This is a genomic window from Salicibibacter cibarius (genome assembly GCF_016495725.1).
GTDB lineage: Bacteria > Bacillota > Bacilli > Bacillales > Marinococcaceae > Salicibibacter > Salicibibacter cibarius.
In genome coordinates, this window is sequence record NZ_CP054705.1 from 727274 (window position 1) to 746174 (window position 18901).

Annotated in this window: 15 protein-coding genes and 1 pseudogene; 10 read left to right on the forward strand and 6 right to left on the reverse strand. The window is 45.5% G+C overall.

The window, feature by feature from the left end; translation table 11 throughout:
* Nucleotides 1–45 precede the first annotated feature (45 nt).
* Genes HUG15_RS03775 through HUG15_RS03790 form a run of 4 tightly spaced genes read left to right on the forward strand, consistent with a single transcriptional unit; the run spans nt 46 to nt 4503 of the window.
* Nucleotides 46–798: a DeoR/GlpR family DNA-binding transcription regulator gene (locus tag HUG15_RS03775; RefSeq protein WP_246516477.1), complete on the forward strand. Its 753-nt coding sequence runs from the start codon at nt 46–48 to the stop codon at nt 796–798.
* Nucleotides 795–2111, forward strand: coding sequence for a four-carbon acid sugar kinase family protein (locus HUG15_RS03780; RefSeq protein ID WP_200127151.1), 1317 nt, complete (start codon nt 795–797; stop codon nt 2109–2111). Before HUG15_RS03775 ends, HUG15_RS03780 begins: the two co-directional genes overlap by 4 nt.
* Nucleotides 2101–3108, forward strand: a complete 1008-nt coding sequence (pdxA, locus tag HUG15_RS03785) for a 4-hydroxythreonine-4-phosphate dehydrogenase PdxA (protein ID WP_200127153.1) — start codon at nt 2101–2103, stop codon at nt 3106–3108. The genes HUG15_RS03780 and pdxA overlap by 11 nt, the downstream gene beginning before the upstream one ends.
* 21 nt (nt 3109–3129) lie before the next feature.
* On the forward strand, nt 3130–4503 hold the full coding sequence (locus HUG15_RS03790) for a GntP family permease (protein ID WP_200127155.1): 1374 nt from the start codon (nt 3130–3132) through the stop codon (nt 4501–4503).
* A gap of 127 nt (nt 4504–4630) precedes the next feature.
* Here the strand turns inward: HUG15_RS03790 and nhaC are convergent, their stop codons facing one another.
* From nhaC to HUG15_RS03805, 3 genes are all read right to left on the reverse strand, one after another.
* The gene (nhaC, locus tag HUG15_RS03795) at nt 4631–6013 is read right to left on the reverse strand and encodes a Na+/H+ antiporter NhaC (RefSeq protein ID WP_200127157.1); all 1383 of its coding nucleotides are present in this window, start codon (nt 6011–6013) and stop codon (nt 4631–4633) included.
* Nucleotides 6014–6073: 60 nt separating this feature from the next.
* Nucleotides 6074–6652: a hypothetical protein gene (locus HUG15_RS03800; RefSeq protein ID WP_200127159.1), complete on the reverse strand. Its 579-nt coding sequence runs from the start codon at nt 6650–6652 to the stop codon at nt 6074–6076.
* Nucleotides 6653–6839: 187 nt separating this feature from the next.
* On the reverse strand, nt 6840–7511 hold the full coding sequence (locus HUG15_RS03805; protein WP_200127161.1) for a type 1 glutamine amidotransferase domain-containing protein: 672 nt from the start codon (nt 7509–7511) through the stop codon (nt 6840–6842).
* Between the two features lie 175 nt (nt 7512–7686).
* Here HUG15_RS03805 and HUG15_RS03810 point away from each other — a divergent pair, with 175 nt between their 5' ends.
* Genes HUG15_RS03810 through HUG15_RS03820 form a run of 3 tightly spaced genes read left to right on the forward strand, consistent with a single transcriptional unit; the run spans nt 7687 to nt 10511 of the window.
* Nucleotides 7687–8703 carry an ABC transporter substrate-binding protein gene (locus tag HUG15_RS03810; protein ID WP_200127163.1) on the forward strand — a complete coding sequence of 339 codons (1017 nt, stop codon included), beginning with the start codon at nt 7687–7689 and terminating at the stop codon, nt 8701–8703.
* Between the two features lie 19 nt (nt 8704–8722).
* Nucleotides 8723–9739, forward strand: a complete 1017-nt coding sequence (locus tag HUG15_RS03815; RefSeq protein WP_200127165.1) for an ABC transporter permease — start codon at nt 8723–8725, stop codon at nt 9737–9739.
* Nucleotides 9714–10511: an ABC transporter ATP-binding protein gene (locus tag HUG15_RS03820; RefSeq protein ID WP_200128826.1), complete on the forward strand. Its 798-nt coding sequence runs from the start codon at nt 9714–9716 to the stop codon at nt 10509–10511. The genes HUG15_RS03815 and HUG15_RS03820 overlap by 26 nt, the downstream gene beginning before the upstream one ends.
* Before the next feature lie 454 nt (nt 10512–10965).
* Here HUG15_RS03820 and HUG15_RS03825 read toward each other — a convergent pair whose 3' ends face one another.
* Nucleotides 10966–11634, reverse strand: a complete 669-nt coding sequence (locus HUG15_RS03825; protein WP_200127167.1) for an SDR family NAD(P)-dependent oxidoreductase — start codon at nt 11632–11634, stop codon at nt 10966–10968.
* Between the two features lie 89 nt (nt 11635–11723).
* Here HUG15_RS03825 and HUG15_RS03830 point away from each other — a divergent pair, with 89 nt between their 5' ends.
* Nucleotides 11724–12692 (forward strand): 2-hydroxyacid dehydrogenase, encoded by a 969-nt coding sequence (locus tag HUG15_RS03830; protein ID WP_246516615.1) that lies wholly within the window; start codon nt 11724–11726, stop codon nt 12690–12692.
* A 10-nt stretch (nt 12693–12702) separates the two neighbouring features.
* Entirely contained in the window at nt 12703–13653 is a 951-nt protein-coding gene (locus HUG15_RS03835) for a ribose-phosphate diphosphokinase (protein ID WP_200127171.1), read from the forward strand.
* A 49-nt stretch (nt 13654–13702) separates the two neighbouring features.
* Here the strand turns inward: HUG15_RS03835 and HUG15_RS03840 are convergent, their stop codons facing one another.
* Nucleotides 13703–15244, reverse strand: coding sequence for a BCCT family transporter (locus tag HUG15_RS03840; protein ID WP_200127173.1), 1542 nt, complete (start codon nt 15242–15244; stop codon nt 13703–13705).
* A gap of 592 nt (nt 15245–15836) precedes the next feature.
* A pseudogene (locus HUG15_RS03845) lies at nt 15837–16126 on the reverse strand (transposase); the annotation flags it as partial.
* Nucleotides 16127–16420: 294 nt separating this feature from the next.
* Between HUG15_RS03845 and cas3 the strand changes: the two are divergent.
* Nucleotides 16421–18850, forward strand: a complete 2430-nt coding sequence (gene cas3, locus HUG15_RS03850; protein ID WP_200127177.1) for a CRISPR-associated helicase Cas3' — start codon at nt 16421–16423, stop codon at nt 18848–18850.
* Nucleotides 18851–18901: the final 51 nt, after the last annotated feature.

Below are 18901 nucleotides of genomic sequence, written 5' to 3' on the forward strand. Positions count from 1 at the left end.
GCAAATGATGTTTAAATCAATCATTAAATGGGTGTATATATGCATATGAATGATCGAAAAGAACATATCGCTAAATTGATTCAGGAATACGATAAAGTTGATATCACCGATTTAACCCATCACTTTCAAGTATCAACGATGACTGTTCGAAGGGATCTTAACGCTTTAGAAAAAGAGGGGAAAATCATCCGCACCCATGGTGGTGCAGTGGCGGCTCCGCAATTGAGAGAAGAAACCGCTTATCAATTGAAAGAAAATGTTCACTTAGCCGAAAAAAAAGCGATTGCCTTGGAAGCGGTTTCGAAGGTTGCTGACCATTCGACTATTATGTTGGATTCAGGCACGACGACGTTGGCGCTCGCTCGTTGGTTAAAAGGCCGGGAAGGGTTAAGGGTGGTGACGAACGACGTATTGATTGCTGCTGAACTGATAAATAGTCCGGTTGAGGTGATTGTCACAGGGGGCGAGCTTCAGCATGAGGTGGGGGCGATGTTTGGCAGCCATACCCAAAACATACTTCAATCGGTGTATGTTGATCAATGTTTTCTTGGCGCTCATTCGATAGATTCCGAAGGCAAAGTAAGAACACCTTCTATTGAAAAAGCAAACATCAAACAACTCATGATTGAGGCCGCCAACGAAACGTGGCTTCTTGCTGATCATAGTAAATTTGACCATAAAACGTTCGCCCATGTATGTCATCTTGAGGAATTAGAAGGAATAATAACCGATGAACAAATGAAGGCGAGGCATCTACACGGCAACGTGGTCGTCGCTAAAGTGGAGGGAGGTTTATGAGAGTCGGTGTGATTGCGGACGATCTGACGGGGGCAAATGCGACGGGCGTAAAATTAACGAAGCAGGGGCGACGTACACTTACAGTCCTCAATCGGACAGCCTTTCCTGATGAGAGATACAACACGCTCGTTCTCAATACGGACAGTCGTTATTTGGAACCAACTGAAGCTGCAGAAAAAATCAAGGAATCATTCTCTTATCTTAGCGGCTGGGAAGCAGAGCTTATTACGAAACGTATAGACAGCACGTTTCGTGGAAATATCGGTGCCGAGGTCGATGCCATCCTTGAATCTGTCGCGGATTCCGTGGCGATCATCGTTCCCGCTTTTCCTGATTCAAAACGAACAGTCCGCGATGGTCGTTTATTTGTAAATGATGACCTGCTGGAAAATACAGAAGTGGCAAAAGACCCGGTAAAGCCTATTCGACAATCCAGCATACCCGGCCTATTGGAAACACAAAGTCAACATGCAACAGCCTTGATTTCACTCGATGATATAAACGGCCTATCCTCTATTGAATTACAAATACTGTTACAACAAAAAATGGACAACGGTGCGCGCATGATTTGTTGTGATGCGGTCAGTAATCGTGATGTTGAGACGATTGCAAAAGCAATAGCTTCTATACAGAATCACTATGTGATCCCAGTAGATCCGGGGCCGCTCACTTCGTATTATGTACAAGAGAAAATGCAAAAACAAAACCAAGATAATCCGGTTCTTTTAATCGTAGGGAGTACGACAAGCCATACGAAGAATCAGATCGAATATTTAAAAGCAAAGGCAGATGTCCGTATCGTCTATACGGAAACGGAGAAATTGGCAAGCTTTAGCGGTCATTGGGAAGAAGAAATCGAACGTGTGTCAAGGGAAGCACTTGATCAATTTCGACATGCGAATGTTGTCATCATTACCACTAGTCACCCGAGTCAACCATCCGTTGATTTGAGTGACTTGCAGCAAAAAAAGGGAAAGAAAATAAGTGAACTGGGAAATCGAATCACTGATGGATTAGGAGAAATTTTCACAAGCATGATGGCTAGAGATCATTTTAGCGGGAATATCGGATTGTTTTCAAGCGGAGGTGAAGTGCTTGCAGCGATTTGCACATCAGCTAAGGCCCAGGGCATTGAGCTCATTGAAGAAATTCAACCACTGCTGGCATATGGTCAGCTGAGCGGTGGTCAATTTGATCGTTTGCCGATGGTGACCAAAGGAGGGTTGGCCGGTGATGAGCGGGCCATGTACGATTCAGTGCGTTATTTACAAGAAGCATTAAAAAAGAAAGAAGGAGATTGCTATGCGCGATAACAAGGCGATCATTGCAACAACAATGGGGGATCCGGCGGGAATCGGCCCTGAAATCGTTGTAAAGGCAATGGCCAATCAAGAGATCCAGGCGTTAGGGAATATCTTTGTTATTGGTCAAAGCGATATTCTAGAGAAAGCGATTGAAGTGACTAATTCTAAAATAAAACTCCGCCAAATTGATCACCCGAGTGAAGCCCGATTTGAATATGGACAAATGGATGTATTGAATTTAGAGACCGTAGACATGCCTTCACTGCGTTATGGAGAGGTGCAAGCGTCATGTGGTCAAGCCGCTTACACGTATATTAAGAAAGCAGTGGAGTTGGCCAATGAAGGTCAAATCAATGTCATTGCCACCGCCCCGATTAATAAGGAATCATTGAAGGCAGCAGAAGTTCCCCATATTGGCCACACGGAAATGCTCGCCAATATGACGGGGACGAATGATCCATTAACGATGTTTGAGGTTCATTCATCAAGAATCTTTTTCCTAACTAGACATCTCTCGCTTAAGGACGCCATTGCACAAATGACAGCAGACCGTGTCCATGATTATCTTCTTCGCTGTGACCAAGCATTGCAGCAACTCGGTGTTGATTCACGAAAGATAGCTGTTGCCGGCTTGAATCCTCACAGCGGCGAGAATGGACTTTTCGGCATGGAAGAAGTTAATGAAATTTCACCTGGGATTGAACGAGCACGAGAAGATGGGATCGCTGCGGTAGGGCCCGTCCCGGCAGATTCCGTTTTTCATCAAGCGTTGCAAGGAAAATACGATGCCGTGCTATCCCTTTATCATGATCAAGGTCACATTGCGGCGAAGATGACCGATTTTGAGCGCACGATTTCGATTACGAATGGTCTTCCTTTTCTACGCACATCTGTCGACCACGGAACCGCCTTTGATATTGCAGGGACCGGTGAGGCTAGCGCTGTCAGCATGGAAGAATGCCTGGAAATATCAGCCAAATACGCCAAGTATTTTACAAACGTTTAATAGGTAGAGGAGTGAATGAATATGGAAGCGCAAGGCGCACAGATGATTTTCGCATTAATTCTCGCCGTATTTATACTCATCGTGTTAGTGTTGAAAACGAAAATTCATGCTTTCGTAGCGTTGCTGATTGCTGCTTCGGTGACCGGTATTGTTGGAGGGATGGCCCCCTCCACGGTCATCGAAACGATTACGGAAGGATTCGGTGGCACATTAGGCACGATTGGAATTGTTATCGGTCTTGGAGTGATGATGGGTCGTGTGCTTGAAGTCTCCGGTGCCGCAGAACGAATCGCCTATACGCTCATCAAGTGGTTGGGGAGAAAGAAAGAAGAGTGGGCGATGGCAGTCGCGGGTTATTTTGTCTCTATTCCTATCTTCGTCGATTCTGCTTATGTGATTTTAATGCCTATTGTGAAAGCGTTATCAACAAAAACCGGCAAATCCGTTGTATCGCTAGGCATTGCCCTTGGAATTGGTTTAACAGCTACCCACCATATGGTACCCCCGACCCCTGGTCCGTTAGGTGTAGCCGGAATTTATGGCATCGATGTCGGAATGATGATGCTCTGGGGATTGATTCTCGGGATTCCCGTCTTAATCTCCGGTGTCCTTTATGGAAAATGGATAGGAAAGAAAATCTATCAATTGCCCACGGAAGATGGACTGGACTATGTTCGTCCGGAGAATACCATTAACAGTCTAGACGAATACTACGAAATGCAAGAACAAAAAAATCTACCCGGATTGCTGATATCCATCGCGCCCATTTTAATACCGATCATTTTAATCTTAATGAACACATCGATAGCGGCAACCGACACTGAAGGTTTAGCGGTTGAATATATCACGTTTTTGGGTGATCCGGTCATTGCTGTCGCGATTGGTTTAATCATTGCGATTTATGGACTTTTTCATAATGTTCGGCAGGCGGATGCTATTGAGCGGATGGAAGAGGGAATCAAAAACGCGGGTATTATTTTACTTGTTACCGGTGCCGGGGGCGCACTCGGTTCCGTGTTAGAAGAAAGTGGCACAGGGGAACTGATCGGGGAACAAATTGCCCAAACCGGTCTACCTGCTATTATGATCCCGTTCCTCATTGCTACCGCTGTTCGACTCATCCAAGGGAGTGGTACCGTTGCCATGATCACTGGTGCCTCGATCTCCGCACCGATTGTCGCAACAATGGATGTCAGCATGGTCTTTGCAGCGTTGGCAGCTACAGTAGGATCAATGGTGTTTTCTTACTTTAACGACAGCATGTTCTGGGTTGTTAATCGCATGCTTGGGATCAAGAACGTCAAAGAGCAGCTTCTAGTATGGTCGATCCCGACGACGATTGCATGGGGCGTGGCACTGCCGTTGTTGCTGATTTTAAACGGATTGTTTGGATAGGATTTAACATCCTCGTATATCAGCCATAAAACGGAATATATCAGCTAGAACAGATGATTTATCAGCCGAAAAACGAATTATATCAGCCAAACGTCGATGAGGCAACCGCTCCCGGCGGTTGCCTCACTTACAACGAATCATCATCCCTCTTCGCCAACGTCCATCCCGTATACGCATAAAACAGCGCGATGAATGGCGTGACAAGACTAAGAAATACAAAAAACACATAATCCATCCCCACGTTCAACGTTGTCATGACGAATGCGCCGATGACGCCCCAGGGTACGAGCGGATGCAGGATGGTTCCGCCGTCTTCAATCGTTCGGCTTAAGTTTTTCGGATGGAGGCTGTGTCTTCGGTACGTTTCTTCATACATTTGCCCGGGCAAAATGATCGATAAATATTGCTCGCCGGTGGCGACGTTCACACCAAGACAAGAAACCAAAGTGGAGGCGATCGTGTTGCCCCGGCTTCTGAGTACACGCTGCAATCCCCCGATTAACGCTCCGGTGATGCCTATCCCCTGGATAATACCGCCGAACGCGAGCGCGATAATAATTAGCGATATCCCGAAGAGCATGTCTTCCAGGCCTCCCAATGACAGAAGATCGTCAATGGCTTCAAAGCCTGTTTCAGCGGTAAATCCGGAATGGGCAGCTGCCATGATATCACCAAGTGTACTCCCTGGTGCTGTGACAAATGTTGTTAGTGCCGCAACGAGTAGTCCCAGTGCCAATGAAGGAATCGGCTTCACTCGCGCGACGGCCAAACCGATGATAAGCAATGGGGATAAAAGCGTCACAACGCTGATCGTAAACTCTGATTGCAAGACGTTCATCATGTCATCAATTTGTCCGGTATCTGCTGCCCCTTGCGTGTTAACCAATCCGATTCCGCCAAAAATAAGTAAGGTTATAATAAGCGCCGGGATCGTCGTCCATAACATATGGCGTATGTGTTCAAAAATGTTTGTTTTCGCTGTCGCGGCGGCAAGGTTTGTCGTGTCTGAAAGGGGCGACAATTTATCGCCGAAAATCGCGCCGCTTACGATCGCGCCCGCGGCCATTGCCGGTGATACATCCATCCCGTAGGCGACCCCCATGAGCGAGACACCGATCGTCCCCATCGCGCTTAATGAACTCCCGACCATCGTTGCCACAATCGCGGTGATAACCACGGCGGAAACAAGAAATGTAGCGGGAGATAAAAGCTGCAGGCCGTAATATGTAATGGTTTGAACCGTGCCATTCAACACCCAGACGCCAATGAGTGTCCCGATTAAACTGAGAATCAGGATCGGGGCGATTCCTTGCGCGATGCCGTTAACGATCGCTTTTTCCATAGAATCCCATTTGTTACCGAGCATGAACCCATAGACCGTAACGATCATTGCCCCGATTAAAATCGGGATATGGGGCGCCGCTTCATAATGGAGGATACTGATGGCAAGAACGAGAATAACGATAAATAAAACCAACAGGGACCCACGTAAACCAGCTTTATTTTCCACGAAGGCATCTCCTCTCTTTAAAGCGCTAAAGGGTCATTGTATTAGACATGAAAACAAGGATCAAGCCTCATCCTTCCGCTCTATATCCCGATCCCGGTTTTTGATTGTCTCTTCCTGCTCTTTCGTCCGCGCGGCAGGGTGGTTGGGATCGTCGTAGCTTCGCTCTGACGTGTGCCAATGGTTGTGGCGAATGACATCATAAATTGCCCGTCCGTTCGTCGGCTGTCCATCGGGTTGATAGACCGGTAGGGCATCAAAAAGTACGAAATAAAACGTATAAAATAAAAACGTATTCCAAAAAATTTCTCCGCCCAAAATTTCGGCACCGAGCAGTGAATTGATGATAACGGCCACGATAATATTGCTGAGCATCGGGGAAGCGTAGATCAAAATATGCCAAAATTTATGGTCAGGTTGAATTTCATCGTAGGTGATCCAGCTCGTCATAAAAAAATACCGGCGTACTTCTATGGAAGGAAAACGAAATAACACCGGACCGGATCCGACAACGATATACTTGTTTGTTGCGCCCAACAAAACTGCAGCTAAATAATAACCCGCTTCACGAATGATGGAGACAGTCGGCAATATAAAAAAGACCGACACGAGCAAACGCAGCAAATCAGAAAAGTCGAACATCCGCTACACCTCCAAAGCCTACTCATGGCTACGGGGGTTATTTTACCCGTGAAGGAGACGGGCTAAACATTAGTAAAACTAGGCTTCCGGCTTATAGCGGAAGCCTGGTTTTACTTATACTTTAATTCAAAGTTAAACATTCTTAAAGTACAAAAGGCATGTATTTCCAAATACATGCCTGCACGTTTTACGTTTCTAATGTTTTTACCAATTGCTTCGCCACACTCACTGAAGATTGCGGATTTTGGCCGGTGACGAGCTTGCCGTCCGTTTGCGTGTTTTCCGTCCAATCGTCTGCCGTAACAAAAGCGGCACCTTGTTCTCGCAGTTTCGATTCCAACAGAAAAGGAACTTCGTTTTCCAATTGTACGCCACGTTCTTCGGAATCGGTGAATGCCGTAATGGTTTTATTTTTCACGATCGGTGTTCCGTCGTTCAGGGTAGCGCCAACCAAACCGGCTGGTCCGTGGCAAACGGCCCCGATCGATTTGTCATCTTCCGCGAAATTGCGAAGCAAAGAATGTAGCTTTGCGTTCTCAGGGAAATCAAACATCGTTCCGTGTCCGCCGGGCAAGAAAATGGCGTCATAATCATCGGCGTTCACGTTATCGATCGCTTCCGTGTTTTTCAAGAGCCGAGCAATTTCTTGCCACCCGGCAGGGATGGTATCATCTTCCAAACTATTCTTGTCGATGCGAGATTCACCGCCTTTCGGGCTCACGACGGTTACCTCATACCCATTGACACGCAGTTCTTCATACGGCTCGGCGAATTCCGATAGCCAAATACCGGCAAAATGTCCGTTGTTCATTTCTTGGCCGTTCGTGACGACCATCAAGATTTTTTTATTGTCAGCCATAGAGCTTCACTCCTTTTGGTTAGGTACACCACGGCAATACCCGAAAAAAATAGAGACGTAAACATAAGTGCGGAGAAAATACCATTGAATTTTTATATAAACCGTTTATAATTTACTTTAACGAAAAAAAACATTAAAGGAATAAAGGACTAAAATTTAGGGAGAGAGTGATGGAATGAAAAAGCAAGGGATGTTCAAGATAGGGTCTATCGTATTACTAACAGCGTTGCTGACAGCCTGTGGAGATGAAGAAACAGAGGACGCGGCGGCAGGCGATGAGAACGGGGATGCAGCGGAAGGGGAAAGTTATGACATTGGTGTTGTGCAGTATGCCGATCATCCGTCGCTGGATCAAGCAACGGAAGGGTTTATAGATGCGATCGAGGAATCCGAGCTTGACGTCACGTATGATGAGCAAAATGCAAGCGGTGACATGAACGTGATACAGACGGTCGCAGATACGTTCGTCGGTGATAATGTTGATTTAATTTTCGCAAATGCCACACCTGCAGCTCAAATCATGACGTCATCCACCGATGATATTCCGATTATGTTCACGTCTGTAACGGATCCAGAGGGGGCGGAACTGGTTGACACCCTTGATGCACCGGGCGGAAATACGACGGGGACGATGGACTTGCATCCCGACGCCATTTCGCAATCGGTCGAGCTGATGGGCGATGAGCTGGATGTGGAGACGATCGGCATGGTGTATAACGCCGGCGAACAAAACTCGGAATACCAAGTCGGCTTAGCTGAAGAAGCAGCGGAAGAAGCCGGTATGGATGTGCAAACAGCGACCGTCCAAACATCTGCCGATGTGCAAAGTGCCACGGAAAGTTTAGTTGGGTCTGTCGATGCGTTTTACATCATTACCGACAATGAAGTCGTTTCGGGACTTGATTCCGTTATTGGCGTCGCTGAAAATGAAGGGTTGCCGCTATTTGTCGGCGAGCTTGATTCCGTGGAAGCAGGCGGTTTTGCCGGTTTCGGGTTTTCTTACTATGATATCGGCTATGTAACGGGGGAAATGGCGATCGATGTGCTGAACGGGGAAGCGGATCCGGAGTCGCTTGCCGTGGAATTTCCGCCGGAACTGGAACTTGTCTTTAATGAAGGGGCTGCCGAGCGGATGGATATCGAGTGGGATGATAGCTGGGATGATCTGGCTGATGAGATTATTAATGAATAGGAAGCCGAGGTGAAGAGGCATGTTCACCGCCATCTTTGGCTCGATTGAACTTGGACTTATTTATGGCATTATGGCTCTTGGCGTGTATTTGTCGTTTCGGGTACTCAATTTTCCGGATTTAACCGTGGACGGAAGTTTTGTCACCGGTGGTGCGGTCGCGGCGGTTATGATTGTGTCGGGATATTCGGCGATTGTGGCGACAATAGCCGCGCTGATCGCCGGATTTATCGCCGGCTGCGTAACGGGAACTTTGCATGCCAAAGGGAAAATCAATCCGTTGTTGTCGGGGATTTTAATGATGATCGCGTTGTATTCCATTAACTTGCGGATCATGGGAAACAGCCCGAACATTTCCTTGATGAATGACAACACGATTATTTCCATGTTTTCTGATTATTGGGCTGGCCTCCCGATCGATGGTTGGGTCAATGGCGCTTTGGCCGCGGTTGGTATTCCATTTGCCCCATCGACGTGGGCAGTGCTATTACTAGCCATTCTGATCGTCATCCTTATAAAAGCGTTTACGGATTATTTTTTAAAAACAGAAGTGGGTCTCGCGGTGCGGGCGACAGGGGACAATCCCGACATGATTCGCAGCCTGTCGGCCAATACGGATCGATTAAAAATATTGGGACTCGGCATTTCCAACGGCTTTGTCGCGCTCTCGGGGGCTATTGTGACCCAATATAGCAGCTTTGCCGATGTGAACATGGGGATCGGGATGATCATTATCGGGCTTGCTTCTGTCATCATCGGGGAAGCGATCTTTGGAAAAGGATCTGTTTTTAAAATTACGCTCGCCGTGATTTGTGGTGCTGTTATCTACCGCATGGTAGTGGCGCTTGCCCTTCGGGTTGATTTTCTGGAGACCGGCGATATGCAGTTAATTACCGCGGTGATCGTGGTCGGTGCCCTCGTCATTCCGAAAATGCTCGAAAATCAAAAAGACCGCAGGCGAAGATCCCGCAAAGCGCGCCAATTGAAACAGGAATTTGAAGGAGGGAGCGGTTCTGCTTCGACTAAGTCAGATCTATAAAGTGTTTAACGAAGGAACGGTCGATGAAAAGACCGCTCTCGAGGACGCTAATCTTACCCTTGCGCCGGGGGATTTTGTAACGGTGATCGGCAGTAACGGGGCCGGAAAATCAACGCTCATGAATATGATTTCGGGAAAATTGACTCCGGATGTCGGTGTCGTGGAGATTGACAGTCGAAATGTGACGAAACTCGCCGAATACGAACGTTCGATGTTTATCGGCAGGGTTTTTCAAGACCCCATGGCCGGCACGGCACCATCGATGACGATTGAAGAGAATATGTCGATGGCCTATAGCCGTACGAAAAAACGCTCCGCGTTCGCTGTTGGCGTTACGAAAAAAAGAAGGACGTATTTTAAGGAAAAATTAGCGACTCTTGGCCTCGGTCTGGAAGACCGGCTGACGGCGAAGGTCGGTTTCCTCTCCGGCGGGGAACGCCAGGCGTTGTCTTTGCTGATGGCAACGTTCACAACGCCTTCGATTCTGTTGCTTGATGAGCATACCGCCGCTTTGGATCCGTCGCGCGCGGAACTGATCACCGGTATCACAAAAGACATCGTTGAAGGTACCGGTTTGACGACGCTAATGGTGACGCACAATATGCAGCAAGCGTTGGATCTTGGCAACCGCTTAATCATGATGGATAAGGGAAAGATTATTTTTGAAGCCTCCGGTGAAGAAAAGCAGGCGCTCACGATCGAGCAGCTGCTTAACGAATTTCAGAAGATCCGCGGGGAACAGCTCGCGAATGACCGTGCGGTGCTGGGGTAAAGCAGCGAAGGAATGGCATGCATTCGGCAGTAGGCCGGGCCAAAAAATCGAGGGGCAGGAGAACTTTGGCATGAATCGAAGCGATTAATGCCAAAAAAGAGAGGAGCGCAAGACTTTTGTCATGCATCGAGGCCAATCAAGCCAAAAAAGCGACGTACATGAGTATTTTGCCATGAACCAAGGTGAATCGGGCCAAAAGAAAACAAGGATGATGTTTCAATGTGGGTGGGTGAAACCATTCAGCTTGTGTTTACGATATAATTTCAGCGATTACTCTGAGATTATATCGTAAAAACCTTTCTTACGGTATAATTCCGGCCGATCGCTCTAATATTATATCGCAAAGGGCTGTTTAGCGATATAATATCGGCAATCAGCCCATTTTTATATCGTATAATGTATTGTGTTCTGGATTCAATGGTAGCCTCCCGCAAAATTGTCCGAGGTACGATGATCAGTACGCCAACCATCCCGCGTCAGCACGAATCACTTCGCCATTCACTAACAAGGCATCTTCGGAAGCGAGAAAGAGCGCGATCCCGGCCGCTTCATCCGCATTCCCCTTGCCGTGTGCAATCGTGTTGCAACGAATCCCCTCATTCGCGTATTGGAAACCGACGTTTTTTGTCATGCCAAACACCGCGTACGTGGAAGCCGTATCAGCCAATCCTGCGCGCGATTCTTGGAGACTCGCTGAAGGTGCCATATTGATGATCACGCCTTGTTTCTTTTTCATAAAAATAGGAAGGGCTGTGCGAATCGTGCGCATCATACCGGTCGTGTTGACATCGAGAATCCGGTGCCAGAGTTCGTCGGTTATTTCCGCGGCTGGCACCATATTGTCCATTATCCCCGCGTTATTAACGAGAATATCAAACGTGCCGAAATGTTCAATCGCGGCGTCAATCAAATGCTCAACATCCTCTTCCCGCGTGATGTCAGCCCGATGTGCAAATGCTACCCAGCTCCGCGCCTCAATGCCCGACAAAGTTTCTTTTGCAGCGTCGATATCCATGTCAGAAACAACGACTTTCGCCCCTTCCCGAGCGAATCGCTGAGCAATGGCTCGTCCGACGCCTGAACCGGCACCGGTGACGACCGCGACTTTTTCCTTCAATTTCATGTCTATCCCTCCATATCCCTAAAATTGTTTGTATATTAATGCTATAATAATAAAAGAAAAAAGCAATGGGAGTGAAAATGTTGACCTCGATCCGCAAAATCTATGTGACTCGAAAATTGCCGGAAGATATTGAGTCGCGGCTCGCCGAACATTTTGATGTACGGTCTTGGGACGAAGAAGACACGCCGGTGCCGCGTGAGACGCTGCTTGAGGAAATCAAAGACGTCGATGGGTTATTTTGCATGATTACGGAAAAAATTGATGAAGAAGTCTTGCAAGCAGCGAAACAGTTAAAATTGGTCGCGAACATGGCGGTCGGGCATAACAATATCGATGTAGAAACAGCCACCGCCAACGGTATCACGGTTACGAACACGCCAGATGTCTTGACGGAAACGACTGCGGACCTTGCCTTCGCGCTTTTAATGGCTTCCGCGCGCCGCTTGGTAGAAACATCGGACACCCTCCGAAAAGGAGAATGGGGCGCTTGGTCGCCGATGCAATTTACTGGCCAGGACGTATTTGGCGCAACGCTTGGCATCGTCGGCCTCGGCAGAATCGGCGAAGCGGTCGTAAAGCGCGCGAAAGGCTTTGAGATGGATGTGCTTTACTACAGTCGGACGAGAAAAATAGACAAAGAGTCGCAACTTGACATTGCATACGCGGAACTGGACCGGCTACTCGAAAAGGCCGATTTCGTCATGCTCCTTTTACCCTATAGTTCAGAAAGCCACCACTTGATTGGAGAACGTGAACTTGCTTTAATGAAGGAGAATGCCATTTTAATTAACGCTTCCCGTGGCGGCATCGTTGATGAAAATGCGCTTTACGATGCTCTTGCCAATGGCGGAATTTGGGGCGCCGGGCTTGATGTTTATGAACAGGAACCTGTCCCGGCGGACCACCCGCTCCTAACGTTATCGAACGTGACGCCCGTCCCGCATATTGGCAGCGCCAGTGTAAAAACACGACGCGCGATGGCCGATTTAGCTGCGGATAACCTTATTCAAGTCCTCAATGGAAAAGAAGCAGTGACACCAGTCAATTTACCTAAATAGGAGAGGAACAATGAGCTATTCGTTAAACGATACATTTAAAATTTTTTCATTAAGTTCGAACCCTACACTCACTCATGAGGTGGTCCAACAGCTTGGCTGCGAACTCGGAAAAAGTTCCGTCAAACGGTTCAGCGATGGGGAAATCCAGGTGAGCATTGAAGAAAGCGTCCGCGGGTGTGAGGTGTACGTCGTCCAATCGACGAGCCAACCGGGGAACGAGAACATGATGGAGCTATTGATCATGTTGGACGCTTTAAAGCGCGCCTCGGCAAAAAAGATCAATGTACTGATTCCTTATTATGGTTACGCGAGACAGGATCGAAAAGCGCGCTCCCGAGAACCGATTACCGCCAAGCTGATCGCCAATCTTCTGGAAACCGCCGGCGCGACCCGTGTGATTACGATGGACCTTCACGCACCTCAAGTCCAGGGATTTTTTGATATTCCCGTGGACCAGCTGTTAGGCGTGCCGATCGTTGCCGACTATTTCAAAGCAAAGCAATTGGAAGACGTAGTCGTGGTTGCTCCCGATAACGGCGGGGTCATCCGCGCGCGCAGAATGGCTGATGAAATGAACGCGCCCATCGCCTTCATCGATAAACGGCGCCCTCGCCCAAACGTATCTGAAGTCATGAACATCGTCGGTGAATTCGAAGGGAAAAACGCCATCATCATCGATGACCTTATCGATACCGCCGGCACGATCACATCTGCAGCCAATGCTTTGATTGAAAACGGGGCCAACGCCGTCTACGCTTGCTGCACGCATCCGGTTCTTTCCGGCCCCGCGATCAGCCGCATCGACGGCTCACCGATAAAAGAACTCGTCGTCACCAACACGATCGAGCTCCCCGAGGAAAAATTGATCGACAAGATCACAACTCTCTCCGTCGCACCGCTCGTGGCGGATGCGATACACCGCGTGCACAATGAGGTGTCGGTGAGTTCGCTGTTTGAATAAGGCGGAAAAAAACCGAGTGCAGGGGGAGGGCTGCACTCGGTTTTTTTCGCTATTCCTGTTTCTTTTGTTCTTCAATGCCTTGCTCAATCGCCATTTTCTTCGCAACTTTAGGTGCGCCCCATAGGAGCGGCAGCATAATGATGGAAATCGGTACCGCCGTAATGATGATAAACGATTGGATCGCATCGATGCTTCCTTCACCGATATTAATCAAAATGACCGAAATCACACCGATCATCACTGCCCAGAATACCCGAATCGGTTTCGGCGGATCCCCTTCACCGGTCACAGACATGGAAATGGAATAGGACATTGAATCTGCAGTGGTAATCACGAACAAAATGGTTAATATAGCTAAAAGGATAGCCATTAAAGCGCCTAAAGGCATTTGTTCTGCAGTGGCAATAACAGCCGCGGGCAATCCGCTTTCCATCAAAGGGCCACTGACGGAACCCGCATTTTGTAATTCATAAAAAATGCCAGATCCTCCCAGGACAGTAAACCAAACATTTGACACTAGTGCGGCTACAATCGAAACGACAAAAAACACCTCTCGAATGGTTCTCCCGCGAGACACTCTGGCAACGAGCATCGCCATTAAAGGACCGTACCCGATAAACCAACCGAAGAAAAACAGCATCCATAAACCTAACCATTCATTGTCACCGCGAAACGTATGGATGTTCATAAATTCGGTTATATAAGTTCCGTAGGAAGATATGAACGTATCGATGACAAAAGCTCCCGGGCCCAAAAGAAGAATTAAGATGCCAACAGGAAAAATCAACCAAATATTCATTCTGCTCAAAAACTGGATACCTCTTGAGATGCCTGTTACCGCAGAAATGGTAACGATCGTAATCAACAATCCGATTACGAGCATTTGTGTGGATAACCCATCAGGAACCCCGAAAGAATGCTCCAACCAATAACTGAGTTGGAAACCAAAAAAACCAACGGTGCCGATTGTACCGGCAACCGCTCCTAAAATACAGCATACATCAACCGCTATTCCCCATTTATTATGCTCAATTTTGTCGCCAAAGATTGGATATAACAATGTTCTCGGTTTTAATGATAGGCTCTTATTATAATGGGCATACATAATGACCATGCCGCTAATTGCACCATAAACAGCCCACGCAGTAAACCCCCAAGACATAAAACTTTGGGACATGGCGACACCCACTGCTTCTTGAGAGCCGTTAGCGATACCGGTATGCATAGGAGGAACTTCCGTAAAATAATAAATAGGCTCGGCAGCTGCCCAAAAAATCCCCCCGGCCCCCAATCCCGAAGAAACGAGAATAGCTGCCCACTTAAAAAAACTTATGCTCGGTTTATCTTTATTCCCTAAACGAACCTTTCCATACTTCGAAATAGCTAAAACGACCCCGACAACGAATGTAGCTAATAATAACAGTTGCCAAAAAGCCCCAAAGTAAGTAATCGAAAGATCAAAACCTGCGTTAACAAAATTAGTGACACCATCAAAATACAAAAATGACATAACAACGAATAAAACGAGCAACCCACCACTTATGAAAAATACGGGCAAATTAACCCTTTTTTTCAAATCCCCAAACTTCATTATTTCTCCCCTTTTGATACCATTGGACGCTGAGCACAAAAAAGCTAAGTGTTAATCATTCTTTAAATTTATTGTTTTGTCAAGGTTTTTTTGAATGGTGGGCATGTGATAGAGCAGTAGTCCAGGCTGATAATCAGGAGATTTACTAAATCTTTGATTAAAAGAACTTATATTCGAGTAGTTGACAGGGAGGGGAGTATACTTTTTAGAATCGTTATGGTTGGTTTGCTCCCAAAAAGGAAGGTTTTTTAAAAATACGTTCTTAAAACACATTATATTGTTTTGAATTTACCGTCTTACACACTATATGTTGTGGCATAGCATAAATGGCTAGCTGACCTTTTTGGGTGAAAACCTATGGTTAAATTTATCTAACGTATTTTAAGTTTTAAAAACAATGTATCTAAAATACTCATATTTATAGTTGCATTTTTACTATCAGACAGATAGTATTATAAAAAAGAAAGACCTGAATTATTCATACCTCCAAGTAAAAGCATGAACGAACATCAAAGCCAACGATTTTTCGATCTTGTTTAAAAAATGTGGTGTGATGATTAGCATTGTGACGAAGTATAGCGTCAAGCGCTTCGATGATGTGTTTAAACACAGGATCGTTTGTTAATTGATCAGCCGCATCATCCTAGCATAACTGGCAATCATCTGATAAATCTTTTGATGGAGCATGTGCTCATTCGAATGAAAATGATATTGTCTCTCGTCTTTCAGGTGCAAATGTTTATCCAGCGTATGGAAAAATCCAAGTTTTTCATCTAATTCTAGAAATAATAGCTCCCCTGTATCGGAGGAAAGCTCACCACCGTCATTCGAGATCTTCACCTTGCGATTGAAATCAATGGATCTTTTCTGTAAGGTAGCCATTGGAAGAATCTTTTCTGTGGTTATTTTCGGTTAATTTAACTCTAACAGAAACGGATTCTTTTTTCATTTATTTGATGAATACTTCATTCAGCTGAATTCCTTGATAGCCAAGGGTTCATAAGTCACTTTGGAATTTCTATGAATAGTTCAGGAAAGAGATCTGTAAATGTTAAGTAATAGTGAAACCAACCTGACTATGCGATAGCTTTACCGTCCATAAGAAGTTATATCAGTTTTTTTGGATCGCTAAATAGCTACGGGGATCATTAATTAATGATAGGAAGGTCTGATAAGGTGCAATCCATTGCTCATATCCGTGAATATGACAAAAAGATTCAAACAGTTAGTGAACATTTGCTAGGCGTTAAAATTTTGGCAGAAAATTATGGAGAGAAAATAGGGTTAAAACATGTAGTAGGGCTAGCAGGGGTTCTTCATGATCTAGGGAAGTATACGGAAAAGTTTCGTAATTATATTTGGGATGCAGTACACTATCCAGAAATCGCGGAAAAACGAGGGAAAATTGACCATTCTACCGCAGGTGGGAGACTCCTATATAACATGTACCATGATAACACGACAGACCCTTTCAAAAAAATTTTAGCTGAAATCGTTGGAAATGCAATTATTTCTCATCATGCTTACTTACAAGATTTTATAACGCCCGAACTCAATTCAAAGTATTTGTTCCGGGTGCAAGAAAAAGATATTTGTGAATTTGAAAAATCCAAAGAATGTTTTTTTCGGTATGTTATGACAGAGGTAGAATTTGATAAATACGTGAACAATGCTTTAGATGAATTAAAAACGATTATGGATCGAACGCCTACGCAAGTAATATTTCTGACGAAATATATCTTTAGTGGACTAATAGATGCTGACAGAACTAACACAAGAGAATTTGAAGATAACAAGGAAAATAAAGTGTACTTTGATCACTTATGTTTATTTCAGTCATATTACAAAAAGCTGATTGACAAATATGAAACTTTTAATCGGAGTGCCACTTCGGATCATCCGATTAATAAGTTGCGCGCAGGTATGGCCGAACGATGTGATAAGTTTGCGGAAGAACCATCGGGTATTTACACACTTTCAATTCCTACGGGTGGTGGGAAAACATTAGCGAGTTTGAGGTATGCGCTGAAACATGCACAAATGCATCCGAAGCAACGAATCATATACATTGTCCCTTTTACAACCATTATCGAGCAGAATGCGAAAGAAGTACGTGACATTCTCAAAGATGATCGACACATCTTAGAGCACCATTCCAACATAGTGATTGACGAGGACAAAAATAATGATGGAAATGAAGAGGAACAAGAAGGCCTTTTTAACACTAAGGAAAAAATTAAGCTTGCTCGTGATGATTGGGATAGCCCACTTATTTTTACAACGATGGTGCAGTTTCTAAATGTCTTTTACTCGAAAGGAACCCGCAATATAAGGAGACTACATAATCTAAGTCACTCTGTACTTATTTTCGATGAAGTTCAAAAGGTTCCGGTTCAATGTGTTTCACTCTTCAATGAAGCGTTGAATTTCTTGAGGAAAGACGCCCATTGTAGCATAGTGTTTTGTACAGCAACTCAGCCTGCTTTAGAATTCGTTGATCATAAGCTTGAAATTAATGCCGATGGAGAGATCATTGAACAAGTTGATCGTGTCAACGATGCTTTTAAACGAGTGGAGATTATTGATGAAACGTCATATCCTATGACAACTGATTATCTTGGAAATTGGATTAATAAGAAGACTTTGGAAGATAAGCAGAGCATTCTTATCATTTTAAATACGAAAGCTGTAGTTAAGGATCTTTACGTGCGATTAAAAAATGATGATTCTTTTTCTTTGCCTGTGTACCATTTAAGCACGTCAATGTGCCCTGCTCATCGGAATCGAATTCTAAGAGAAATGAAGGATCTTTTAAAAGCGAAAATACCTTTTGTTTGTGTGACAACTCAGCTGATTGAAGCGGGAGTTAATGTAAGCTTTTCTTGTGTTGTTCGTTCCCTCGCTGGTCTCGACTCTATTGCTCAGGCAGGGGGGCGTTGTAATCGCCATGGTGAGTATGAGGAGCTGAAATATGTATATGTGATTGACCACTTGGAGGAGAAGTTAGATAAATTGAAGGAGATTAAGGAAGGCAAAATTTTAACTAAGCAAATTCTTGCTGATTTGTCAGCTAACCCAAAGGCTCACGGCGGCGGCTTGTTATCTCGAGAGGCTATGACACTGTACTTTAGGCGATTTTATACTGTTAAGTTTAAAGAAGTTTTAAATTACCCAATCACAGATCTAGGCGATAAGGATATGACGGATCTCTTGTTTAATTCGTATAGGAATGGGTATGCTCAAGACTACAAGAAAGAAAATGAGGGGCTGGAGCTTCTTAATACAAGCAGTTATAAAACAGCAGCAGATTACTTTCGAGTCATTAACGATATTACGCAACCAGCGATAGTGCCATATGGAGATGGAAAAGAGTTAATCAACAAATTAAATAGTGCTGCTCGAGTAGAGGAATTGACCGAGCTCTTACGAAAAGCGCAGCAATACACAATCAATCTGTATCCAAACGAAGTGAATGAGTTGAGTAGTGAAGGGGGTTTGGAAATTCATTTGGATGGACAGGTCATCGAGTTGAAAGAGCGCTGGTATAGCAAGGAGCATGGGCTTGATATGGAGGGCGAAGGGGAGTTGGGGTTAGCATTAGTTTAGAAACCTACCTCTGAGGAGGTAGGCTCACACACATATTTATCATTATTTCAA

Bases quoted from the DNA above. Each gene is read 5' to 3' on its own strand.
- HUG15_RS03815 (WP_200127165.1), top strand. From the start codon at position 8,723: ATGTTCACCGCCATCTTTGGCTCGATTGAACTTGGACTTATTTATGGC.
- HUG15_RS03825 (WP_200127167.1), bottom strand. From the start codon at position 11,634: ATGAAATTGAAGGAAAAAGTCGCGGTCGTCACCGGTGCCGGTTCAGGC.
- HUG15_RS03810 (WP_200127163.1), top strand. From the start codon at position 7,687: ATGAAAAAGCAAGGGATGTTCAAGATAGGGTCTATCGTATTACTAACA.
- HUG15_RS03800 (WP_200127159.1), bottom strand. From the start codon at position 6,652: ATGTTCGACTTTTCTGATTTGCTGCGTTTGCTCGTGTCGGTCTTTTTT.
- HUG15_RS03805 (WP_200127161.1), bottom strand. From the start codon at position 7,511: ATGGCTGACAATAAAAAAATCTTGATGGTCGTCACGAACGGCCAAGAA.
- HUG15_RS03840 (WP_200127173.1), bottom strand. From the start codon at position 15,244: ATGAAGTTTGGGGATTTGAAAAAAAGGGTTAATTTGCCCGTATTTTTC.
- HUG15_RS03780 (WP_200127151.1), top strand. From the start codon at position 795: ATGAGAGTCGGTGTGATTGCGGACGATCTGACGGGGGCAAATGCGACG.
- HUG15_RS03835 (WP_200127171.1), top strand. From the start codon at position 12,703: ATGAGCTATTCGTTAAACGATACATTTAAAATTTTTTCATTAAGTTCG.
- HUG15_RS03790 (WP_200127155.1), top strand. From the start codon at position 3,130: ATGGAAGCGCAAGGCGCACAGATGATTTTCGCATTAATTCTCGCCGTA.
- pdxA (WP_200127153.1), top strand. From the start codon at position 2,101: ATGCGCGATAACAAGGCGATCATTGCAACAACAATGGGGGATCCGGCG.
- HUG15_RS03775 (WP_246516477.1), top strand. From the start codon at position 46: ATGAATGATCGAAAAGAACATATCGCTAAATTGATTCAGGAATACGAT.